The following is a 16,861-nucleotide window of genomic DNA, read 5'->3' as shown; positions in this document are numbered from 1 at the left end:
TTGTTGAGCAATGATATAGTCTTTAACTAAATTAGCAAATGCTTTTTCTATTTTATGGGGGTTTAGCTCAGTTGGTAGAGCGCCTGCTTTGCAAGCAGGATGTCAGCAGTTCGAGTCTGGTGACACACTCCTACACTGTACTGTACTCAGTCAGTGTAGGCTTCTCACCAAATCCAGCTATTGCTTCGGATACTCGATGAGCTTTAAGAACGGAATGCCCAGCCGCTCTATTCTTGATATTTCTAGCCGCATTATGGTCACGGTCAAGACTACACCTACAGTGGGGGCAATCATGCCAGCGTTCATGCAGCTTTTTAGGGACTTTTACACCACAATTAGAGCAATCTTGACTTGTGCCAGACGCTTTAACCGGGATAACCAACAAACCAGCATTCTCGGCTTTGTTTGTCAGAATCGACAGAAAGCTTGACCATCCAGCATCAAGTACAGACTTTGCCAATCGGGTACGTGCTAGCCCTTTAACATTCAAATCTTCAACAGCGACAACATCATATTTTTTCAATAAGTCGTTCGCAGTTTTGAAATGAAAATCTTTGCGTTTATCAGCAACTTTTTTATGTTGCCTACCCAACTGTTTTACTGATTTTAATCTTCGGTTGCTTCCTTTCTTGCGGCGGGAAACACGTTTTTGAATAACTCTTAAACGTTTTTGAGATTTGCGGTAATGTTGTGGGATTGCAACGGTTTCACGCTCAGAAGTTGTCAAAAACTCCTTTAAACCAACATCAATACCAGTAATTGAATCAGGGTTGAAATCAGGTTTAATCGCTGGAACTGTCGCATCTTCCAAACTGAGAGTTAAATAATAACCATCAGCTTTTTTGGTGACAGACGTGGTTTTTATTTTAAATCCGTCTGGAATAGGACGATGAAGAATAACTTTAACCTTCCCAAACATTGGCAGATTAATTAGATTACCTTGCAAACATCCATCCTTCATTTGAGGATAAGTAAAAGTTTTATAGCGACTACGAGATTTAAATCTCGGCTTACCGCTACGTTTACCATTACTATCACCTTTTGAAAAGCGGTCAAAAGTCACCTTAACCCTTTTAACAATATCCTGTAGAACCTGCGAATAAATTTCACCGTACCAAGGATGAGTTTTTTTGAGATTTGGTAGCTTTTTCTTTTGACTATAATAATCTGGGTTGTCTCGTAATTCTGGAAGATGAAAAACAAGAGGACAGGCGTTTATTAGACACCGATTCTGCTCATACCAGTTGAATCTATCAGCCAGCAAGTAGTTATATTGAGCGCAAAGCATAGACAGCCATCTGTCTATTTCAATTTCCTGTTGTTTGCTTGGGCGTAGTTTGTACTGATAGGCTGTTCGCATTTGTTTATCACCACCTTTGTTAATCAGAAATCAACAAAACCCAGAAAATTAATATTTTGCTCATCTCTTTCATGTTTCCCTTCCGCGCTGTCGCATAGGTCGGGAAACTTTCGTCGCCTCGCTCGCAATTCATCCCACCCTAAGAGTGAAAAGTGGGTGTTCTTGCTGTTTAAGCTAATCTCCACTATTCACCACGTTGAAATACTACAGACAGATTATTAGCTGGCATTTGGTAAGTTTCTTTCAAATTCAGCTTGTGGGTACTAGCTACTTCTATCACATCTTCTAAATTACGCACACCCCACTCAGGATTTCGCTCCTTTAAAGATTGGTCAAAAGCCGCATTACTCAATGCAGTATGTTCGCCATTTTGTTTAAACGGTCCATATAAATATAGTATTCCACCAGGAGGCAAAATTCGACCAGCACCAGCCATTAATCCCAAACAAGCTGACCAAGGTGAAATATGAATCATATTAATATTAACTATAGCTACAATGGGTGAGTCAGGTAATGTACCTTTCTCTACTGCCCAAATTGGCGCACTAGCATCAAGTTCCAACGGTGGATAAAGATTATCTGAAGGACATTCTTCAGCCCAAGCCGTCACACTAGCGCGTAATAAAGGATTTTGTTCAGTAGGTAGCCATCGCCGAGGGCTAAGACGGGGCGCAAAAAATACAGCGTGTTCACCCGTACCACTAGCCACTTCCAAAATAGTGCCACTTCCAGGTAAAACTTGTAAAAGCACCTCTAAAATAGGTTCACGATTGCGTTGAGTTGCTGGCGCGTACTGTCGCGCATCCTGCGGTATCTTCATATCCAAACTTTTCCGTCCTTTGCGCCTCTGCGTGATACTAATCCATATTTTCAACTGGAGAGTCATTTGCCTAAATCAATCAACTCTACCCAACCACCCCTGAAATTTATTCGCCAAAGCTTTAACCCATTTATACTGCAAATTATGCGGTGGTTATTGCTGATTGTGCTACGTTTTCGCACTAGACCGTGGCTACCAGCCGGTATTGTCCACATTGAAGCTAAAAATGTTGAGACCTTAGCCAAGCTTTATCAACAATTTGAAGCTGGCAAAATACGCTTTTTGATTGCCTTTCGTCATCCAGAGGTAGAAGATCCTCTGTGTATGCTATTTCTACTGTCCTACATTTTGCCCAAAGTTGCACGCCAGCAAGGTATTAAACTGCAACAACCCCCTCACAGCTACTTTCTTTATGATCGCGGGATGACTATATGGGCGGGAGATTGGCTAGGGCGGTTGTTCTCTAAAGTGGGCGGTGTTCCCATTCGTCGTGGTAGGAGATTAGATAGACAAGCTATTCAAACAGCAAGAGAGTTATTTTGTAATGGTGAAATGGCGATCGCGATCGCACCAGAAGGAGGCAATAATGGTCATAGTGACGTTGTTAGCCCCTTAGAACCAGGTGTGGCGCAATTAGGGTTCTGGTGTGTAGAAGACTTGCAAAAAGCCAACCGTTCTGAAACTGTGGTAATTGTACCTGTTGGCATTCAGTATCGCTATGTGGAACCGCCTTGGTCACAACTGCATGGGCTATTAACTAAATTAGAAGCTGATAGTGGTTTGGAACCGGTGGAGCAATCTGCAACTGATAAACAGCAAGAATTGTACTATCAACGCATTTGTCGCTTGGGTGAATATTTGATTACTGAAATGGAAGAGTTTTATCGCCGTTTCTATCATCAAGATATCCCTAAAACCATATCTATTGACGAATCTGCAAGTCCCAATGAGGTTCTAATTGCTAGATTGCATCGTTTAATGGATAAAGCTTTAAACGTTGCTGAAGCATATTTTGGAGTCCCAGCCCAAGGAAATTTTATTGATCGTTGTCGTCGTTTAGAAGAAGCTGGTTGGAATTATATTTACCGGGAAGATATAGCAGATATTAATGCTTTACCACCGTTTAAACGGGGGTTAGCAGATTGGGTTGCTTCTGAAGCGGATTTGAAGATGCAACACATGAGAATAGTGGAAAGTTTTGTGGCTGTGACTGCTAATTATATCCAGGAGAAACCCACGGCGGAAAGGTTTGCAGAAACAACGTTATTAATGTTTGATCTGCTGTCTCGCATCCAGGAATCTACTCTTCCCGGAAGACCTCGTTTAGGTTTGAGAAAGGCGATGATTACTGTCGGTGAACCGATTTCTGTGACTGAACGCTGGGAAAAAACTCAAGGAAATCGCTCTGCAACTCGTCAAGCTGTGAGTACATTGACAAAAGACTTACAAACTGCTATGGAATCCATAATTAAGGATAATTAGCAAAAACCGGGTTTTTGGATAAAAACCCAGTTGTTCTACTTAATCTTCTAAATCCATATCTGAATCATCATCGTCATGATCATAGGGAATATCATCAAGCTCAATCATCTCTGAGATTTCTTCTACTTGACTCAAACGCTGAGATTCTTGATGTTCACGCTCGATGAGGCGACCATTTGATTTTAGCCATTCTAGCAAAACAAATTCATTACTAGTACGAATTACAGTGGCTCGTTGATTACGAGGTTCTTCACTCAAAGGGCCGTTAGGCATATAAAAATCTCACTTTTAATGGAAAAAACTAGACTGGCTGAAATTAAATTATAGTAGACAACTTAACCTTGCTTTACTTGTCCCAATTACTTGGTGTTTATTCGTTACATTGGCTACAACTATAGTAGAATTTACTTTTACTTGTGTAACAAAATATAGTATCTAATCATGGTACACTAAGAAGAATTAACCGTACTCGAATTATTTTAACAACTCTCTAAGTATAAATCAGGGTTACAAAAAAATCCTGTTATCCCTATAATTTATATTTTTTAGGTAGAAAATGTTATTTTATATGATCCTCGGCGATTTATAAGTTACTGTCTGTGGGCGAATTAATCAGGGATAAGAGCGATCGCTACCTTATAGAGGAAAATTTAGTGAGAATCCACGAGTTTTTCTCCGTAATTCCATTTAAACTAGTGATAATTTGAATAAACAAGGTTAGTAATAATGCCTGAACGTAAAGCCAATTTATTAATTCCTGCTGTTGGTGCGACTGTACTCGTGGCGGGAAGTATAGCGGCCTATATATATTTTAAAGGGCCGTCTGGAGATAGCTCAGACGCTCTAGGTAGTGCTAAATTAGTCCCTTCTACAGCACTGATGGCAACTTATATTACCACTGACCCAGAAGCCTGGGCAAAGTTGGAAGAGTTTGGCACTCCAGAAGCGCAAAAGCTCCTAGCCAAAGGGGTAGCCGATTTTAAACAAGATTTTTTTAGTGAAAGTAATATTTCATACGAACAAGATTTAAAGCCTTGGGTTGGTGGTGTGATGGTGGCTGTACTACCGCCCAATCCTACTAAACTGACACAATCGAATCAGCCTGATGCTGTAACCAAGGCACAGCCAGAATCTAACATCTTGATGGTCGTTGGCATCAAAGATAAAATTAATGCCTTGAATTTTGCTAATAAATTAAAGTCAAAAGAAGGGATAAAAGTTCAGGAATCTGATTACAAAGGGGAAAAAATTACAGCAGTTACAGAAAATGGCAGACTGACATATAGTGCTGTTTTAAATAATAATCATGTAGTCTTAGCTCCAGAAAAGCAAGTTGTAGAAAAGGCTATTGAAACTTTCAAAGGACAGCCATCTTTCGCCAGTCAAGAAGGTGCAAAGACGATTCTCACTGCTAACGCAGATGTGAAAAATATCCTCGCCCAAGTTTACATCCCAGACTATGCGGTAATGGTGCAGCAATTGATAGCTGACAGCCCCCAGGCTACCCAATTACCACCACAAACTCTCAAGCAGTTGCAACAAGTAAAATCTATTGTGGCGCGTGTGGGAGTTGATGATCAGGGAGTGCGGATGAGAGCGATCGCGAATTTAGATCCACAATTGAACAAATTTGAATACCAAGCCAGTCCAGCAAAAATAGTCGGTCAATTACCCCTGGATACCTTTGCTTTGGTTACTGGTAATGGTATCAACCGGAGTTGGTCAGGCATAGTAGCACAATCTCAAGATTATCCAGCATTAAACCAAATATTACAACAGGTGCGGGGGCAACTGAAGTTTGTGAATATTGACCTAGATAAAGACGTTTTTGGATGGATGGATCGAGAATTTGCCTTTGGTGCTATGCCATCGAATCAAGGTGTATTGGCGAATTTTGGTTTTGGTGGTGCATTAGTATTAGAAACGAGCGATCGCCAAACTGCAACAGCCACTTTTAACAAACTAGATAACCTCGCCAAAACTCAACAAATCAACGTCGCGAACCGAAAAATCGACGGTAAAGATGTCACTGAATGGCAAATACCCGGACAAGGGGCCTTACTATCTCATGGTTGGCTAAATCAGGATACCGTATTTTTGGCAGTTGGTGGTTCCGTAGCTGAAGCGATCGCCACGAATAATAGTCCCAAACTCGATAGTAGCGACACCTTCAAAGCTGTAACTGGTTCACTGGAAAAACCCAATGCTGGTTACTTCTATATAGATGCAGAAAAAACTGCATCCCTAATCAATCGTTTTGTGACACAAGGACAACCGCTACCAACTGAGGCTAACACAGTCCTGAGTGCAATTCATGGTTTTGGTGTCACCGTCACCAGTCCCGATAAATCTACCGGTCAATTGGAGATGTTGTTGGCTTTGAAACCAAAAACTGCTAAATAGGGGATCTGGGGAGAACAAAACTCCCCCATCTCTACGACCACAGCTAGACTAGCCTGCGATAATAATGTCATAAGTAAAAAATGCTCTTCAACGCAAACTCAAAAATTTATGACTGCTGCTACCACAACAACTCCTGGTTTAGCCTCCCGTTTGGTCAATGGTATCCTGGGTATCAAACCGTTAGCCAATCTAGCCAAGCACCAAGCTAGACAAATGATGATTAAACGCGCTGAAAAAATTGGCGTTCCTTGGACACAAGAAGTCAAAACATTACAGGCGCGTGATTGGACAGCAGAATTAGCTCAAGTTCAGAATCCTCAGCTTTCCTACCCAGACTATTACCTTAATTCATTTCATGCTTACGAAACCGGCAATCTCAGCTGGCAAGCTGCATTTGAAGTCAAGCCTGCGGCTCATGCCGTTCATGCTAAACTTTTTCAGGATGCAGCAGCTCAAGGTGATGCAAAACTACGTCAAAGTTATCACGATATTCTCACAGCTTCCCTTAGACATACTCCGCAAAATATCCTAGATGTGGGATGTAGTGTAGGACTCAGTACCTTTGCGCTGCAAGAAATCTATCCTCAGTCTCAGATTACAGGTTTAGACTTATCGCCTTACTTCTTAGCTGTTGCTCATTATCGCACCCAACAAGATCAAGCTCAAATTAATTGGCTTCATGCCGCAGCTGAAGCTACGGGATTACCAGATGCTTCCTTTGATTTAGTATCTATTTTCTTAATGTGCCATGAACTGCCCCAATCAGCAACCAGAGAGATTTTTGCCGAAATGCGGCGAGTGCTGCGTCCAGGTGGTCATTTGGCAATTATGGACATGAATCCCAGATCAGAAATATACAAGAAAATGCCGCCCTACATTTTGACTCTGCTCAAAAGTACTGAACCTTATTTAGATCAATATTTTGCTTTGGACATTGAGCAAACCTTAGTTGAGGCTGGTTTCCAAGTTCCCACTATTACCAATAATACCCCTCGCCACCGCACTATAATTTCTCAAGTCAGTAACTGATTCCTTGCTTGATATTCTCCCCTCTCCTTGCCAAGGAGAGGGGCTGGGGGTGAGGTTCTTTATAGCAGTAAAATCAAGCTAAACCCTAAACACGCGCTAAAACAGGCTCAGATTTTGCTGCATTGACAGAATTTGCATCTGATTCTGTGCAGTAAATTTCACAGGAGTTATTAGGACTTTCAATCAGTTTAATTTTGTAAAGTGTACCACCCAATTCCTGAATAGGCGATCGCAATAAATTACTGATATAAAGTGCGATATTCTCAGCAGTGGGGACAACATCGGCAAAGAAAGGAATATCTTTGTTTAAAAAAGTGTGATCAAATGCTTCTAGCACATAATCTTCCACAGCTTGATTTAAAGCCCCTAAATCGACAATCATCCCAGTACGGGGATCAATTTGTCCTTTGACTGTAACTTCTAGATGGTAATTATGTCCGTGACCATGAGGACGGGCGCATTTACCATAAATTTGAGCATTTTCTTCGTTACTCAGTTGAGGATGAGCCAACCGATGGGCGGCGCTAAAGTGAGTACTAATGCTGAGGTAGGCTTCCATTCCGTCTCCTATATAATCTGCCCAAAGTTCAGGATGTTCAAATAACTGCACGCGCACTAACGGTAAATGCGGTACTAATCGCTGCCAAATCACCCGTGCAATATTTTCAGTGGTGGGTAAAGTTTCTTGAAATTCTGCCCACACATCATTGAGATAAGAAAAGTCTAGTTGGCTGGTAACTTCGTGCTTAATCACGTGTTTCACGTCAGACAAGTTGAGTACCATGCCATATTTATCCAATTCTCCAGCCAGGGAGATAAATAAAACATAGTTGTGTCCATGTCCGGGAAATCTAGAACAAGCACCAAATTTCTCAGTGTTCTCGGCTTCACTCAGTTCTGGTAAGAAATACCGATGACTAGCTGAAAACTGAGCGCGACGATTAACAATACATTGCATGAGTATTCTGTAAACAGAGCTTAAAATTTCTTAAACTTTCACTATATTCCAGCATAAACTATAATTCGTAATTCGTAATTCGTAATTCGTAGTTCGTAATTCATAATTAGGAAACATGGAATACAGCCCATACAGTTTAGTTGAGAAAATTGTGGTTGCCTAAATTTTGACTTTTAGGTTTAATTATTAACTCACTGATTCTTGGACTTCGTAGTACAATCTCGCAGCTATCCGGAATAATTCTTGTCCTGTATGCAAATAACGGTCATCGTAGCTCAGAGGAAAGTAAGCTAACTCTTCTACTCCATCTGCTACTTGACTGAGACTATGGTATAGATAAGCTGCGGCTCTGGCTAAACTAGGGGGATTTGGTAGAGAACGAAATGTAAGTTGGGCTTGCTTCAAGTCGTCTCGACAGGTATTTAAATATTCTTGAAATTCTTCTAATAATTCATCATCAAAAGGATCGGCGGCTAGTTGCTCAATTTGATCGTCTAGAGAATTAAGAATATGATCAAGCAGCTCATTCACTGGTTGATAAATTAGGCGCAGCCATTCCTCAACGTGTTCATCAGCATCTCGTCCAGTTTGTCTGGTTGTTTGATAACGTTTTTGAGCCGATGCTGCACGCTGTTGATAACTACTGTTATTTAATTTTTGGGACTCGTCTTGCAGTTTTCGGTCATAACTGAGACGATTTTGACTATCTCCTAAAACCTCATAGGCTGCATTGATGCGAATAATCTGCTCTTTATCTGCTGATTGCTGATTGCTGTCAGGGTGAAACAACTTTACCAAGCGGCGATAAGATTGTTTAATCTCCGCTTGGCTAGCATTGGCATTAACTTTGAGCGTTTCGTAGTGGTTAGAAACGTGTTTAAAATCGACCATTGATCTAATGTAACGTTAGCTGATACTAGCGGCTACTTTAGTTTCCAAGTCTTGGAACAAAGGTGTACTTAAATATCTTTCTCCAAAACTGGGCTGAATCATTACTATTAAGCGTCCCTCATTTTCTGGACGTTGGGCTACACGAATGGCTGCACATAAGGCTGCACCACTGGAAATACCAGATAGTAGCCCTTCTTCTCTGGCTAAACGCCGACCATAGGCGATCGCCTCATCATCGGTAACGGTAATGACTTCATCAATCAGTTCTACTTTCAGAACTTGAGGTATAAACCCCGCCCCAATTCCTTGGATTTTGTGGGGGCCTGGTCGTCCTCCTGATAGTACTGGGCTATTGGTTGGTTCAACTGCGATCGCTTGAAAACTCGGTTTACGGGCTTTGAGAATTTCCGCTACACCAGTAATAGTACCACCTGTACCCACACCCGCCACAACCATATCTACCTGTCCTTCTGTATCCTCCCAGATTTCCTCGGCTGTAGTTTCCCGATGCACCTTAGCATTGGCTGGATTGCGGAATTGCTGCAACATATAAGTATGTGGCGTAGTATCAACTATCTCCTGAGCGCGGCGAATTGCCCCCGTCATACCTTCAATTCCCGGTGTGAGTTCTAATTCTGCCCCATAAGCCCGCAACATCGCCCGACGTTCCCCACTCATCGTTTCTGGCATAGTTAAAATTAACCGATAACCCTTAGCTGCTGCGGCCATAGCTAAAGCAATACCTGTATTTCCCGATGTGGGTTCTACCAATACGGTTTTTCCCGGAGTAATTAACTTCTCTGCTTCTGCGGCGTTAATCATGCTTACCCCAATTCGGTCTTTAACTGATGCCGATGGGTTCATACTTTCAAGTTTCACCAGTATTTGAGCCACACATCCTTCCGCTTGGGGGATACGGTTCAGCTGTACTAGGGGTGTCCGACCAACAAGTTCTGTAATGTTACGTGCAATCTTCATAATTTTTCCTTATTTATTTAGTTATAGCAACCACCAGATGAGGACATTGTTGATTTCTGAAAGCCTTGATGTAGGGGCGGGTTTACATATATGTTCAATTACCAATAATAATTTTAATAAACCCTCCCCTGCTTGGTTTCGACTCAGCACTTTGCACTTTGCCATATCAGTCAACAATCAAAAATACTTGGGACTAAATGTAGTACATAATATCCAATTGCCGACGAGAATCTCTTTTTTCGCAAAGATCCTGAAGTGTATACTTTTGTAAAACTAAGTTTGCCGCCTGACAAGCTTCTTGCCAGATTTCTTTAATTACAGCCGTATCTATACTTTTAGGATTGGTATCTTCTTCACAAGTCCGCACATCTAACCCTTCCAAACATTCTAAAACATCGAAGACCGTAATTTTCCAAGGTTCGCGAGTCAAAAAATAGCCACCTTTAGAACCTCGTTGACTCTTGACTATACCTCCGCGCCGTAAGGTCGCCAGTAGTTGTTCTAAATAGCGGTCGGGTATGCTTTGTTGGGCGGCGATTTGGCGGATTTGCATCGGTTCGCCGCTTTGATAATGAGTCGCCATTTCGATTAAGGCGAGAATGGCATATTCAGATTTACATGATAGTTCCACAAGCAGCAATATGGGTAAGGGATCAAGAAAAAGTCTTAACTTTTTCTAGTATACTCCGGTTCTCCACTGGGGTTTGGTCTTTACTTTCATGAACAACAAAAAACCCCGCATGATGGCGGGGCGCAATAAAGTTTAAGTTTCAAATTTTTAGCTAATTTGCGAAACTCTAGAAGGTGAAGGTTGTTCTGAGAGTACCGATAAATGCATCGTCATTATCACTGCTTTGCCCAGGGTTTGTCACCCAGATTACACCAGGAGTAACTGAGACGTTATCAGAAACACGATACTTGTAAAAGCCTTCAACTTGGTATGGAACGTTGTTAGAACCGTCTTGTCTATTCAGTGCATAGGGTTGGGCACCTGCGAAAACACCCAAGACGTTGCCTCTCTTACCAAAGTCAGGTAAGGCTACACCAACACCGTAACTCCAAACTTCGCTACTATCGCTAGCACCAAAGCCATTAACATCGGTGTAAGAAACAAAACCGCTCACAGACAATCTTTCACTGGGTCGGAATGCCGCTGACACACCATAGGAATTAGTTGCAAACGGGCTAACATCACCTGTTTGGTTATTAATACCACCATAGTTGGCTATTGTACTACCAACTACAGGTCTGGCAGATGCTGGATTGAATATGTTGGAATTAGATCCACCATTAAAGATAGCAGAACCTGCTCCATGATAGCCATGAACGTAAGTTGCAGCTAGTGCCAAGCGCTGACCAACGTTAAAGTTCAACTGTCCTAGAGCAGCATAGTTACCTTGGAATATGCCTGCACCAGGAGTCGGATCATTAGCTTCTGATCCCAAGTAACCTACAGTTAGTGAACTGGGTCTGAGGAGGCCGCCACCTTGACCAAAGGGTAAGGTAAAGGCAAGACCTGCACCACCACCAATTCTATAGATGGGATTTTCAGAAGCAAAAGTTGTTAAAGCACCGTTACCACCATCAGTTCCGTCAGCAAAGTAAGGGTTGTTAACAGCTGCATAATGGCTGTGTTTACCACCGTTAGCCGCGAGGTAAACTTGGGCTGGGCCGATAGGTGCTTGGTAAGTTAATCTGTCGATCTCAACGTTGTTGCCACCAGTGTTACCCATATTAAAGGTTTGCAAACCTTCACCACTTTGGGCGAGAACGTTTGCGCCAACGGCTATATCGTTACCCAAGTTAAAGTTGTTTGCATTACCAGAGGCCAAACGGGTAGTCAAAAGATCCCGACCTGTAAAGCTGCTTTGCAAGCCTAAACGGACTCTGTTTTGAAAAACAGCGTTATTGTTCTCGCCAACCGTATCACCAAAGGTATCGGTTAGCGCAAAAATGGCTTCCCCAGCCAGCTTGGTGGTTGTGGAAAACTGATTGGCTTCTAATTCAGCAGTCCGTGCTTCTAAGGAATCTACACGACCGCGAAGAGTTGCCAATTCTGCGGAAAATTCTTCTTGTAAACGCTGTAAAGTAGCTAAATCTTGCCTCGTCACCATGTCAGCTGTTGCTGTGGCGATTAATTCATTAACTCTATCCAAACAGGCGTTTAAACCAGCAGCAAATTCATAACGGGTTAAAGCTCTGTTACCGCGATAAGTCGCATTTGGATAACCCGCAATACAACCGTAGCGCTCAACTAAAGACTGCAACGCTTGAAATGCCCAGTCTGTAGGTTGTACATCTGAAAACTGGGAAACCGATGTTACTTGAGACAGAGTAGTATTTTGTTTGCCTTCGCTGCTGTAGCTATTAACTTGGCTAATAACATTAGTATCGTTAGTTGCTGCTTGAGCAAACAGTTCCGGTTGTTGAGCAACTTCAGTAGCGGCTTGTTGTTCAGTTACAGAGACTTCTGTGCTTGTACTTGGAGCTGCAATGGCTGCGGCTGAAACTAACAATGTTGCTCCCAAAACTGCTGGGCTAACCACGAGGGATTTCCACAAGATATTAGACATCTTCACTTTTTCCTCACACCTTGTATAGATAATTGTTGTTGCTGTACTTAAGTCTCAAGAATCTAACAATTGTTTAATTCTTTGGATGAGGCATAGTTACTACTACTACAATTTTAGTTTTTGCCAGGCTAATAACTGATTAACTTAAAAGTTAAAAATTAAATTAATGTGATTAACTAATGCAAAAACAAAACTTTCTAGTATACCATTATAAGTCATCTGAATTATATGGCAATAGAAGATTCGCGTCCAAGCTTAATTGACTGTCACATACAATCATCTTGCTTGAATAGTGAAGACGGCGAGAGAATTTTTATGTTCCCCCTCCATCTCAATTCGTAGTTTTGCCCCTGATTCGGGATTTTCACCCAAAAAGCTTTAGCTGATTTGAGAAATTATTTCAGCTACTTCAAAGTCTTTTTGCGTCAAACCACCTGCATCATGTGTTGTCAGGGTGATAATGACTTTGTTATAAGAAATTTCTATGTCTGGGTGATGCCCTGACGATTCAGCAGGTTCTACTAGTTTATTTACAAATTCAATTGCGGCAATAAAATCTTTGAATTTGCGGGTAGTCTGCAACTTAGAACCCTCAACTGTCCAACCTGACAAACGGCTGGCCTTTGCTTGAATTTCTGCATCAGTCAGTAGTTGTGCCATATTAAAAATCCTTGCTTACATCTGTGCTAAATATTGCACAGTATTATTTTAGCAATTTATTTCTAGACAAAAAATCTGTAGGAATAATCTCAATGTTTAGCTGCTATGAATATAAGTCAAAAGATACCCATAAAAAACTATCCGCCCTGATTTAGATCAGTTGACCTAATATCAGGGCGGTGTAGCGGGTCTTCAGGTTGCAACCAGACTGCCGGAAGGAACTCCGAACTCTAGCCTAGCTACTTGAGCTAACTTAGTTTCACAAGGAAACTAAGGCTAACTTTTAGAGAACAGCCCCGGCGCGCAGCCGGCTAACTGCAACCTGATGACCCATGCGTATACTACTTTCTATCATGGGCATCACCTCCTTGTTGCCTAAGCGGTCTTAGTTTTAAAAGGGCAGAGCATCTCGCTCCGGGTTCTTAACCTGAAATCAATATAACACAGAATTTTTAGTTGCAAAGATAAAAAATGCTGTTAGCGGTAGCGGGGCGTTTAGCCCGTGCTGAATGTGGAGTGCTGACTAAAAAACCCCCGCCTTGTGGCAGGGGTTAAATGAAAAATGGGGAATGAGATTTTTATCTTAGAGTGCGTTACCGCGAGGTAGAACTTCCTCTGGGAAGACAAACTGTTTGTGTGGTTGGTCTTGAGGAGCCATCCAAGCACGGATACCTTCGTTCAACAAAATATTTTTGGTGTAGAAAGTTTCAAACTCTGGGTCTTCTGCTGCCCGTAATTCTTGGGAAACGAAGTCATAAGCCCGCAGGTTTAGTGCTAAACCGACAATCCCAATTGATGCCATCCATAAGCCAGTTACTGGCACAAACAGCATGAAGAAGTGCAACCAACGTTTGTTGGAGAATGCAATACCGAAAATCTGTGACCAGAAACGGTTTGCTGTCACCATTGAGTAGGTTTCTTCAGCTTGGGTAGGGTTAAAAGCTGGGAAGGTGTTAGAAGAACCTTCACCGTCTTCAAATAGGGTATTTTCTACTGTGGCTCCGTGAATGGCACACAACAGCGCACCACCTAAAACACCTGCTACACCCATCATGTGGAAGGGGTTGAGTGTCCAGTTGTGGAAACCTTGCAGGAATAGTAGGAAACGGAAAATTGCAGCTACACCGAAGCTGGGGCCAAAGAACCAGCTTGACTGTCCCAAGGGGTACATCAGGAATACGCTGACGAATACCGCAATGGGGGCAGAGAAGGCGAGAGCGTTGTATGGACGGATGCCTACGAGACGGGCAATTTCAAATTGGCGCAACATGAAGCCAATTAATGCAAAGGCTCCGTGTAGGGCTACGAATGGCCACAATCCACCCAATTGGAACCAACGGGTGAGGTTGCCTTGAGCTTCTGGTCCCCACAACAATAGTAGGGAGTGTCCTAAGCTGTCTGGTGGAGAGGAAACTGCAACTGTTAAGAAGTTAGCTCCTTCCAGGTAAGATGATGCTAATCCGTGGGAGTACCAGGATGTGACGAATGTTGTACCGGTGAGCCAACCGCCTAGTGCTAGGTAAGCGCAGGGAAATAATAATATCCCTGACCAGCCTACAAATACGAAGCGATCGCGCTTTAACCAGTCGTCTAATACGTCAAACCACCCTCTACTAGGGGCGCGTCCAACTGCGATGGTCATTAGAACGAATCTCCAAATTGTTTATAAGTACAGGTCTGTTTATAGATAAACTTTGTACAGCTATCTGTATGCAGACAGTTTACCAGATTGTCAATCTAGTTTACAAATTTTTACTGACTCTCATAATTATAAACACAAATTGTTAATTTTTCCACTAAATTATTGATTTAGTCATTGGTCATTGGAAAGTTACCGTCTTCTCTCCCCTGCTCCCTGCCCCCTGCCTCTTTCCCCCTAATCCCCAATTCTTAATCTCCTAACGTTAAAATGAGTCCTACAGTTCTGTTTGACTAATCCTAAATGTTTACCATTGACTTAAGTATCAAAAATACTGCTTTCCCCGTATCAGTACAACGTAAGACAGCAGAGGATGCTGAAGCTATCTATCAGCTGATTTTGGCAGCTATGCGCTCTGGGAACCCTGACATCGTGGAACTTAAGTGTGAGGGTAAGACAGAAAAGAAAATTGCTGTCCGTTCTAGCGAAATTTCTGGAGTACAGATTGTTCAAAAAGATGGTGCAACCACTAGTGGCGGTAGACCACCAGGCTTTTTTGCAGTCACAGCTGAATAACTAAGGGATAAAAATGTCAGAAGTTGGCATTGCGGTCAAGGATTTAGATTTTAGTTGGCCTAGCGGGGCGAAGGCAATCCAATCTTGCTCTCTAGAAGTACCTGTGGGTGAATTTTGGATGCTTTTGGGTACAAATGGCAGTGGCAAATCTACATTACTCCGACTACTGGCCGGGCTATTAGCTCCTCAGTCCGGTGAAATTAAGGTTTTAGAACCCGTTGGCTTTGTCTTTCAAAATCCTGATCATCAACTGGTAATGCCAACTGTTGGTGCTGACGTGGCTTTTGGACTTGTGGATGAAAAATTACCGCCTGCTACGGTGAGGACAAGGGTTGAGGAGGCTTTAGGTTCGGTGAATTTGTCGGCTCTACAATTACGCCCAATCTATGCTTTGAGTGGGGGACAAAAACAGCGAGTGGCGATCGCAGGTGCGATCGCTCGGCGTTGTGAAATCTTATTATTAGATGAACCCACGGCTTTACTTGATCCAGATAGCCAATTGGACTTGGTGGCTGGTGTCCGTCGCCTAGTCAAAAGTCGGGGAATTACAGCCCTGTGGGTAACTCATCGCCTAGACGAGTTGAATTATTGTGACGGCGCTTTCTTACTAGAAAAAGGCTGTTTGATCGATCAGGGTGAACCTCAGCGTCTTAAACAACGTTTGATGACAATGGATGATGGGGCTGCTTAAACTCCCTTTTTCTACCATCCTTTTTTTGAATAATTACTAACAATTGAGACGCGCCGATTCAGGCGCGTTTCTCTTTGGGCAAGGTTTTTACAGTGAAATTATGCCATCTGATCGGATTTTTTACTGCTTTGTAACATAGAGTTACAGACAATACTTCAATTACTATGAAAATTATGAATGAATTTTGTTAACTCTAGATAACTGTGATTAAAAACCATGCCTCGTTCCTTACTCCAAGCTGTCTTGTTAGTAGACGGCTACAATATAATTGGCGCTTGGCCTTGCCTGAAAAAAACCCGTGATCGTGCCGGATTAGAAGCAGCACGCTGGGAATTGGTGGAAGCCATGACTAGCTACAGCTCTTTTCAAGGTTACGATACTCAAATAGTTTTTGATGCTCAATATCATCAAGCTTCCAGCAATCAAGAAATTATTACAGAACTTTTATCAGTTCATTACACCGATTTTGGGCAAACGGCAGACACATATATTGAAAAATCCTGTGCATCTCTGCGCTATCAAAAGGCGCAATCTTTGATTCATCGCGTGATTGTGGCTACCTCAGACCGCGCCCAACAGCTGATGGTACAGGGATATGGTGCTGAATGGTTGTCGGCACAGCAATTGTCTGGTGAGGTAGAAACTACAGTTTGTCGGATGCGACATAAATATCAACAGCGCAAACAATCCAAAAGTAGGTTCTTAGCCAACTCTATTGATGCTAAAGCCCGGCAACGACTGGCTGAATTACGCATGGGATTACAGTAGACCCTAAAATATAAAAGCCTGTAACCAGCCGCC

General features: G+C 42.4%; 16 protein-coding genes and 1 tRNA gene. 7 read left to right on the top strand and 10 right to left on the bottom strand.

The features are described from left to right. The first annotated feature begins 57 nt into the window (after positions 1-57). Positions 58-132: transfer RNA gene (locus ACM0OW_RS08460), tRNA-Ala, on the top strand. Here ACM0OW_RS08460 and ACM0OW_RS08455 read toward each other — a convergent pair. Continuing rightward, positions 131-1,360 (bottom strand): RNA-guided endonuclease InsQ/TnpB family protein, encoded by a 1,230-nt coding sequence (locus ACM0OW_RS08455; protein ID WP_414549593.1) that lies wholly within the window; start codon positions 1,358-1,360, stop codon positions 131-133. The two genes, ACM0OW_RS08460 and ACM0OW_RS08455, sit on opposite strands and share 2 nt — an antisense overlap. Before the next feature lie 184 nt (positions 1,361-1,544). After that, entirely contained in the window at positions 1,545-2,180 is a 636-nt protein-coding gene (locus ACM0OW_RS08450; protein WP_414549592.1) for a class I SAM-dependent methyltransferase, read from the bottom strand. Positions 2,181-2,246: 66 nt separating this feature from the next. On the opposite strand from ACM0OW_RS08450, the gene ACM0OW_RS08445 reads away from it, so the two are divergent. Continuing rightward, positions 2,247-3,662, top strand: a complete 1,416-nt coding sequence (locus ACM0OW_RS08445; protein WP_414549591.1) for a 1-acyl-sn-glycerol-3-phosphate acyltransferase — start codon at positions 2,247-2,249, stop codon at positions 3,660-3,662. A gap of 39 nt (positions 3,663-3,701) precedes the next feature. On the opposite strand, the gene ACM0OW_RS08440 is transcribed toward ACM0OW_RS08445, so the two are convergent. Further along, positions 3,702-3,935 (bottom strand): DUF3134 domain-containing protein, encoded by a 234-nt coding sequence (locus ACM0OW_RS08440; RefSeq protein ID WP_414549590.1) that lies wholly within the window; start codon positions 3,933-3,935, stop codon positions 3,702-3,704. Between the two features lie 453 nt (positions 3,936-4,388). Here ACM0OW_RS08440 and ACM0OW_RS08435 point away from each other — a divergent pair, with 453 nt between their 5' ends. Together ACM0OW_RS08435 and ACM0OW_RS08430 are read left to right on the top strand one after the other, a co-directional pair. After that, complete coding sequence (locus ACM0OW_RS08435; RefSeq protein WP_414549589.1) at positions 4,389-6,065, top strand: DUF3352 domain-containing protein; 1,677 nt, start codon at positions 4,389-4,391, stop codon at positions 6,063-6,065. A gap of 108 nt (positions 6,066-6,173) precedes the next feature. Next, the gene (locus tag ACM0OW_RS08430) at positions 6,174-7,094 is read left to right on the top strand and encodes a class I SAM-dependent methyltransferase (RefSeq protein WP_414549588.1); all 921 of its coding nucleotides are present in this window, start codon (positions 6,174-6,176) and stop codon (positions 7,092-7,094) included. An 85-nt stretch (positions 7,095-7,179) separates the two neighbouring features. On the opposite strand, the gene ACM0OW_RS08425 is transcribed toward ACM0OW_RS08430, so the two are convergent. From ACM0OW_RS08425 to psbD, 7 genes are all read right to left on the bottom strand, one after another. Beyond that, positions 7,180-8,052: a 6-carboxytetrahydropterin synthase gene (locus tag ACM0OW_RS08425; protein WP_414549587.1), complete on the bottom strand. Its 873-nt coding sequence runs from the start codon at positions 8,050-8,052 to the stop codon at positions 7,180-7,182. Positions 8,053-8,238: 186 nt separating this feature from the next. Then, positions 8,239-8,943, bottom strand: a complete 705-nt coding sequence (locus ACM0OW_RS08420) for a J domain-containing protein (RefSeq protein WP_414549586.1) — start codon at positions 8,941-8,943, stop codon at positions 8,239-8,241. Positions 8,944-8,958: 15 nt separating this feature from the next. Continuing rightward, positions 8,959-9,921 carry a cysteine synthase A gene (gene cysK, locus ACM0OW_RS08415; protein ID WP_414549585.1) on the bottom strand — a complete coding sequence of 321 codons (963 nt, stop codon included), beginning with the start codon at positions 9,919-9,921 and terminating at the stop codon, positions 8,959-8,961. Positions 9,922-10,114: 193 nt separating this feature from the next. Then, positions 10,115-10,552 (bottom strand): RrF2 family transcriptional regulator, encoded by a 438-nt coding sequence (locus ACM0OW_RS08410; protein WP_414549584.1) that lies wholly within the window; start codon positions 10,550-10,552, stop codon positions 10,115-10,117. A gap of 166 nt (positions 10,553-10,718) precedes the next feature. Beyond that, positions 10,719-12,494: an iron uptake porin gene (locus ACM0OW_RS08405; RefSeq protein ID WP_414549583.1), complete on the bottom strand. Its 1,776-nt coding sequence runs from the start codon at positions 12,492-12,494 to the stop codon at positions 10,719-10,721. Positions 12,495-12,872: 378 nt separating this feature from the next. Next, on the bottom strand, positions 12,873-13,154 hold the full coding sequence (locus ACM0OW_RS08400) for a 4a-hydroxytetrahydrobiopterin dehydratase (RefSeq protein ID WP_414549582.1): 282 nt from the start codon (positions 13,152-13,154) through the stop codon (positions 12,873-12,875). A gap of 583 nt (positions 13,155-13,737) precedes the next feature. Further along, complete coding sequence (psbD, locus tag ACM0OW_RS08395) at positions 13,738-14,796, bottom strand: photosystem II D2 protein (photosystem q(a) protein) (protein ID WP_006198347.1); 1,059 nt, start codon at positions 14,794-14,796, stop codon at positions 13,738-13,740. Positions 14,797-15,096: 300 nt separating this feature from the next. Here psbD and ACM0OW_RS08390 point away from each other — a divergent pair, with 300 nt between their 5' ends. From ACM0OW_RS08390 to ACM0OW_RS08380, 3 genes are all read left to right on the top strand, one after another. After that, positions 15,097-15,369 carry a hypothetical protein gene (locus tag ACM0OW_RS08390; protein ID WP_414549581.1) on the top strand — a complete coding sequence of 91 codons (273 nt, stop codon included), beginning with the start codon at positions 15,097-15,099 and terminating at the stop codon, positions 15,367-15,369. A 13-nt stretch (positions 15,370-15,382) separates the two neighbouring features. Then, positions 15,383-16,060 carry an ABC transporter ATP-binding protein gene (locus ACM0OW_RS08385; protein ID WP_414549580.1) on the top strand — a complete coding sequence of 226 codons (678 nt, stop codon included), beginning with the start codon at positions 15,383-15,385 and terminating at the stop codon, positions 16,058-16,060. Positions 16,061-16,276: 216 nt separating this feature from the next. Beyond that, positions 16,277-16,828 carry an NYN domain-containing protein gene (locus ACM0OW_RS08380; protein WP_414549579.1) on the top strand — a complete coding sequence of 184 codons (552 nt, stop codon included), beginning with the start codon at positions 16,277-16,279 and terminating at the stop codon, positions 16,826-16,828. Positions 16,829-16,861 lie beyond the last annotated feature (33 nt).

Origin of the sequence: Anabaena sp. CCY 0017, assembly GCF_963920885.1 — a bacterium.
Lineage (GTDB): Bacteria > Cyanobacteriota > Cyanobacteriia > Cyanobacteriales > Nostocaceae > Nodularia.
Note: the sequence above shows the minus strand (reverse complement) of the source record. Positions and strands in the feature narration are given on the sequence as shown.

What these genes read in the sequence shown, in the direction of transcription:
- ACM0OW_RS08455 (WP_414549593.1), bottom strand. Translation starts at nt 1,360, where the DNA reads ATGCGAACAGCCTATCAGTACAAACTACGCCCAAGCAAACAACAGGAA.
- ACM0OW_RS08425 (WP_414549587.1), bottom strand. Translation starts at nt 8,052, where the DNA reads ATGCAATGTATTGTTAATCGTCGCGCTCAGTTTTCAGCTAGTCATCGG.
- psbD (WP_006198347.1), bottom strand. Translation starts at nt 14,796, where the DNA reads ATGACCATCGCAGTTGGACGCGCCCCTAGTAGAGGGTGGTTTGACGTA.
- ACM0OW_RS08450 (WP_414549592.1), bottom strand. Translation starts at nt 2,180, where the DNA reads ATGAAGATACCGCAGGATGCGCGACAGTACGCGCCAGCAACTCAACGC.
- ACM0OW_RS08430 (WP_414549588.1), top strand. Translation starts at nt 6,174, where the DNA reads ATGACTGCTGCTACCACAACAACTCCTGGTTTAGCCTCCCGTTTGGTC.
- cysK (WP_414549585.1), bottom strand. Translation starts at nt 9,921, where the DNA reads ATGAAGATTGCACGTAACATTACAGAACTTGTTGGTCGGACACCCCTA.
- ACM0OW_RS08385 (WP_414549580.1), top strand. Translation starts at nt 15,383, where the DNA reads ATGTCAGAAGTTGGCATTGCGGTCAAGGATTTAGATTTTAGTTGGCCT.
- ACM0OW_RS08435 (WP_414549589.1), top strand. Translation starts at nt 4,389, where the DNA reads ATGCCTGAACGTAAAGCCAATTTATTAATTCCTGCTGTTGGTGCGACT.
- ACM0OW_RS08380 (WP_414549579.1), top strand. Translation starts at nt 16,277, where the DNA reads ATGCCTCGTTCCTTACTCCAAGCTGTCTTGTTAGTAGACGGCTACAAT.
- ACM0OW_RS08440 (WP_414549590.1), bottom strand. Translation starts at nt 3,935, where the DNA reads ATGCCTAACGGCCCTTTGAGTGAAGAACCTCGTAATCAACGAGCCACT.
- ACM0OW_RS08420 (WP_414549586.1), bottom strand. Translation starts at nt 8,943, where the DNA reads ATGGTCGATTTTAAACACGTTTCTAACCACTACGAAACGCTCAAAGTT.
- ACM0OW_RS08400 (WP_414549582.1), bottom strand. Translation starts at nt 13,154, where the DNA reads ATGGCACAACTACTGACTGATGCAGAAATTCAAGCAAAGGCCAGCCGT.
- ACM0OW_RS08390 (WP_414549581.1), top strand. Translation starts at nt 15,097, where the DNA reads ATGTTTACCATTGACTTAAGTATCAAAAATACTGCTTTCCCCGTATCA.
- ACM0OW_RS08405 (WP_414549583.1), bottom strand. Translation starts at nt 12,494, where the DNA reads ATGTCTAATATCTTGTGGAAATCCCTCGTGGTTAGCCCAGCAGTTTTG.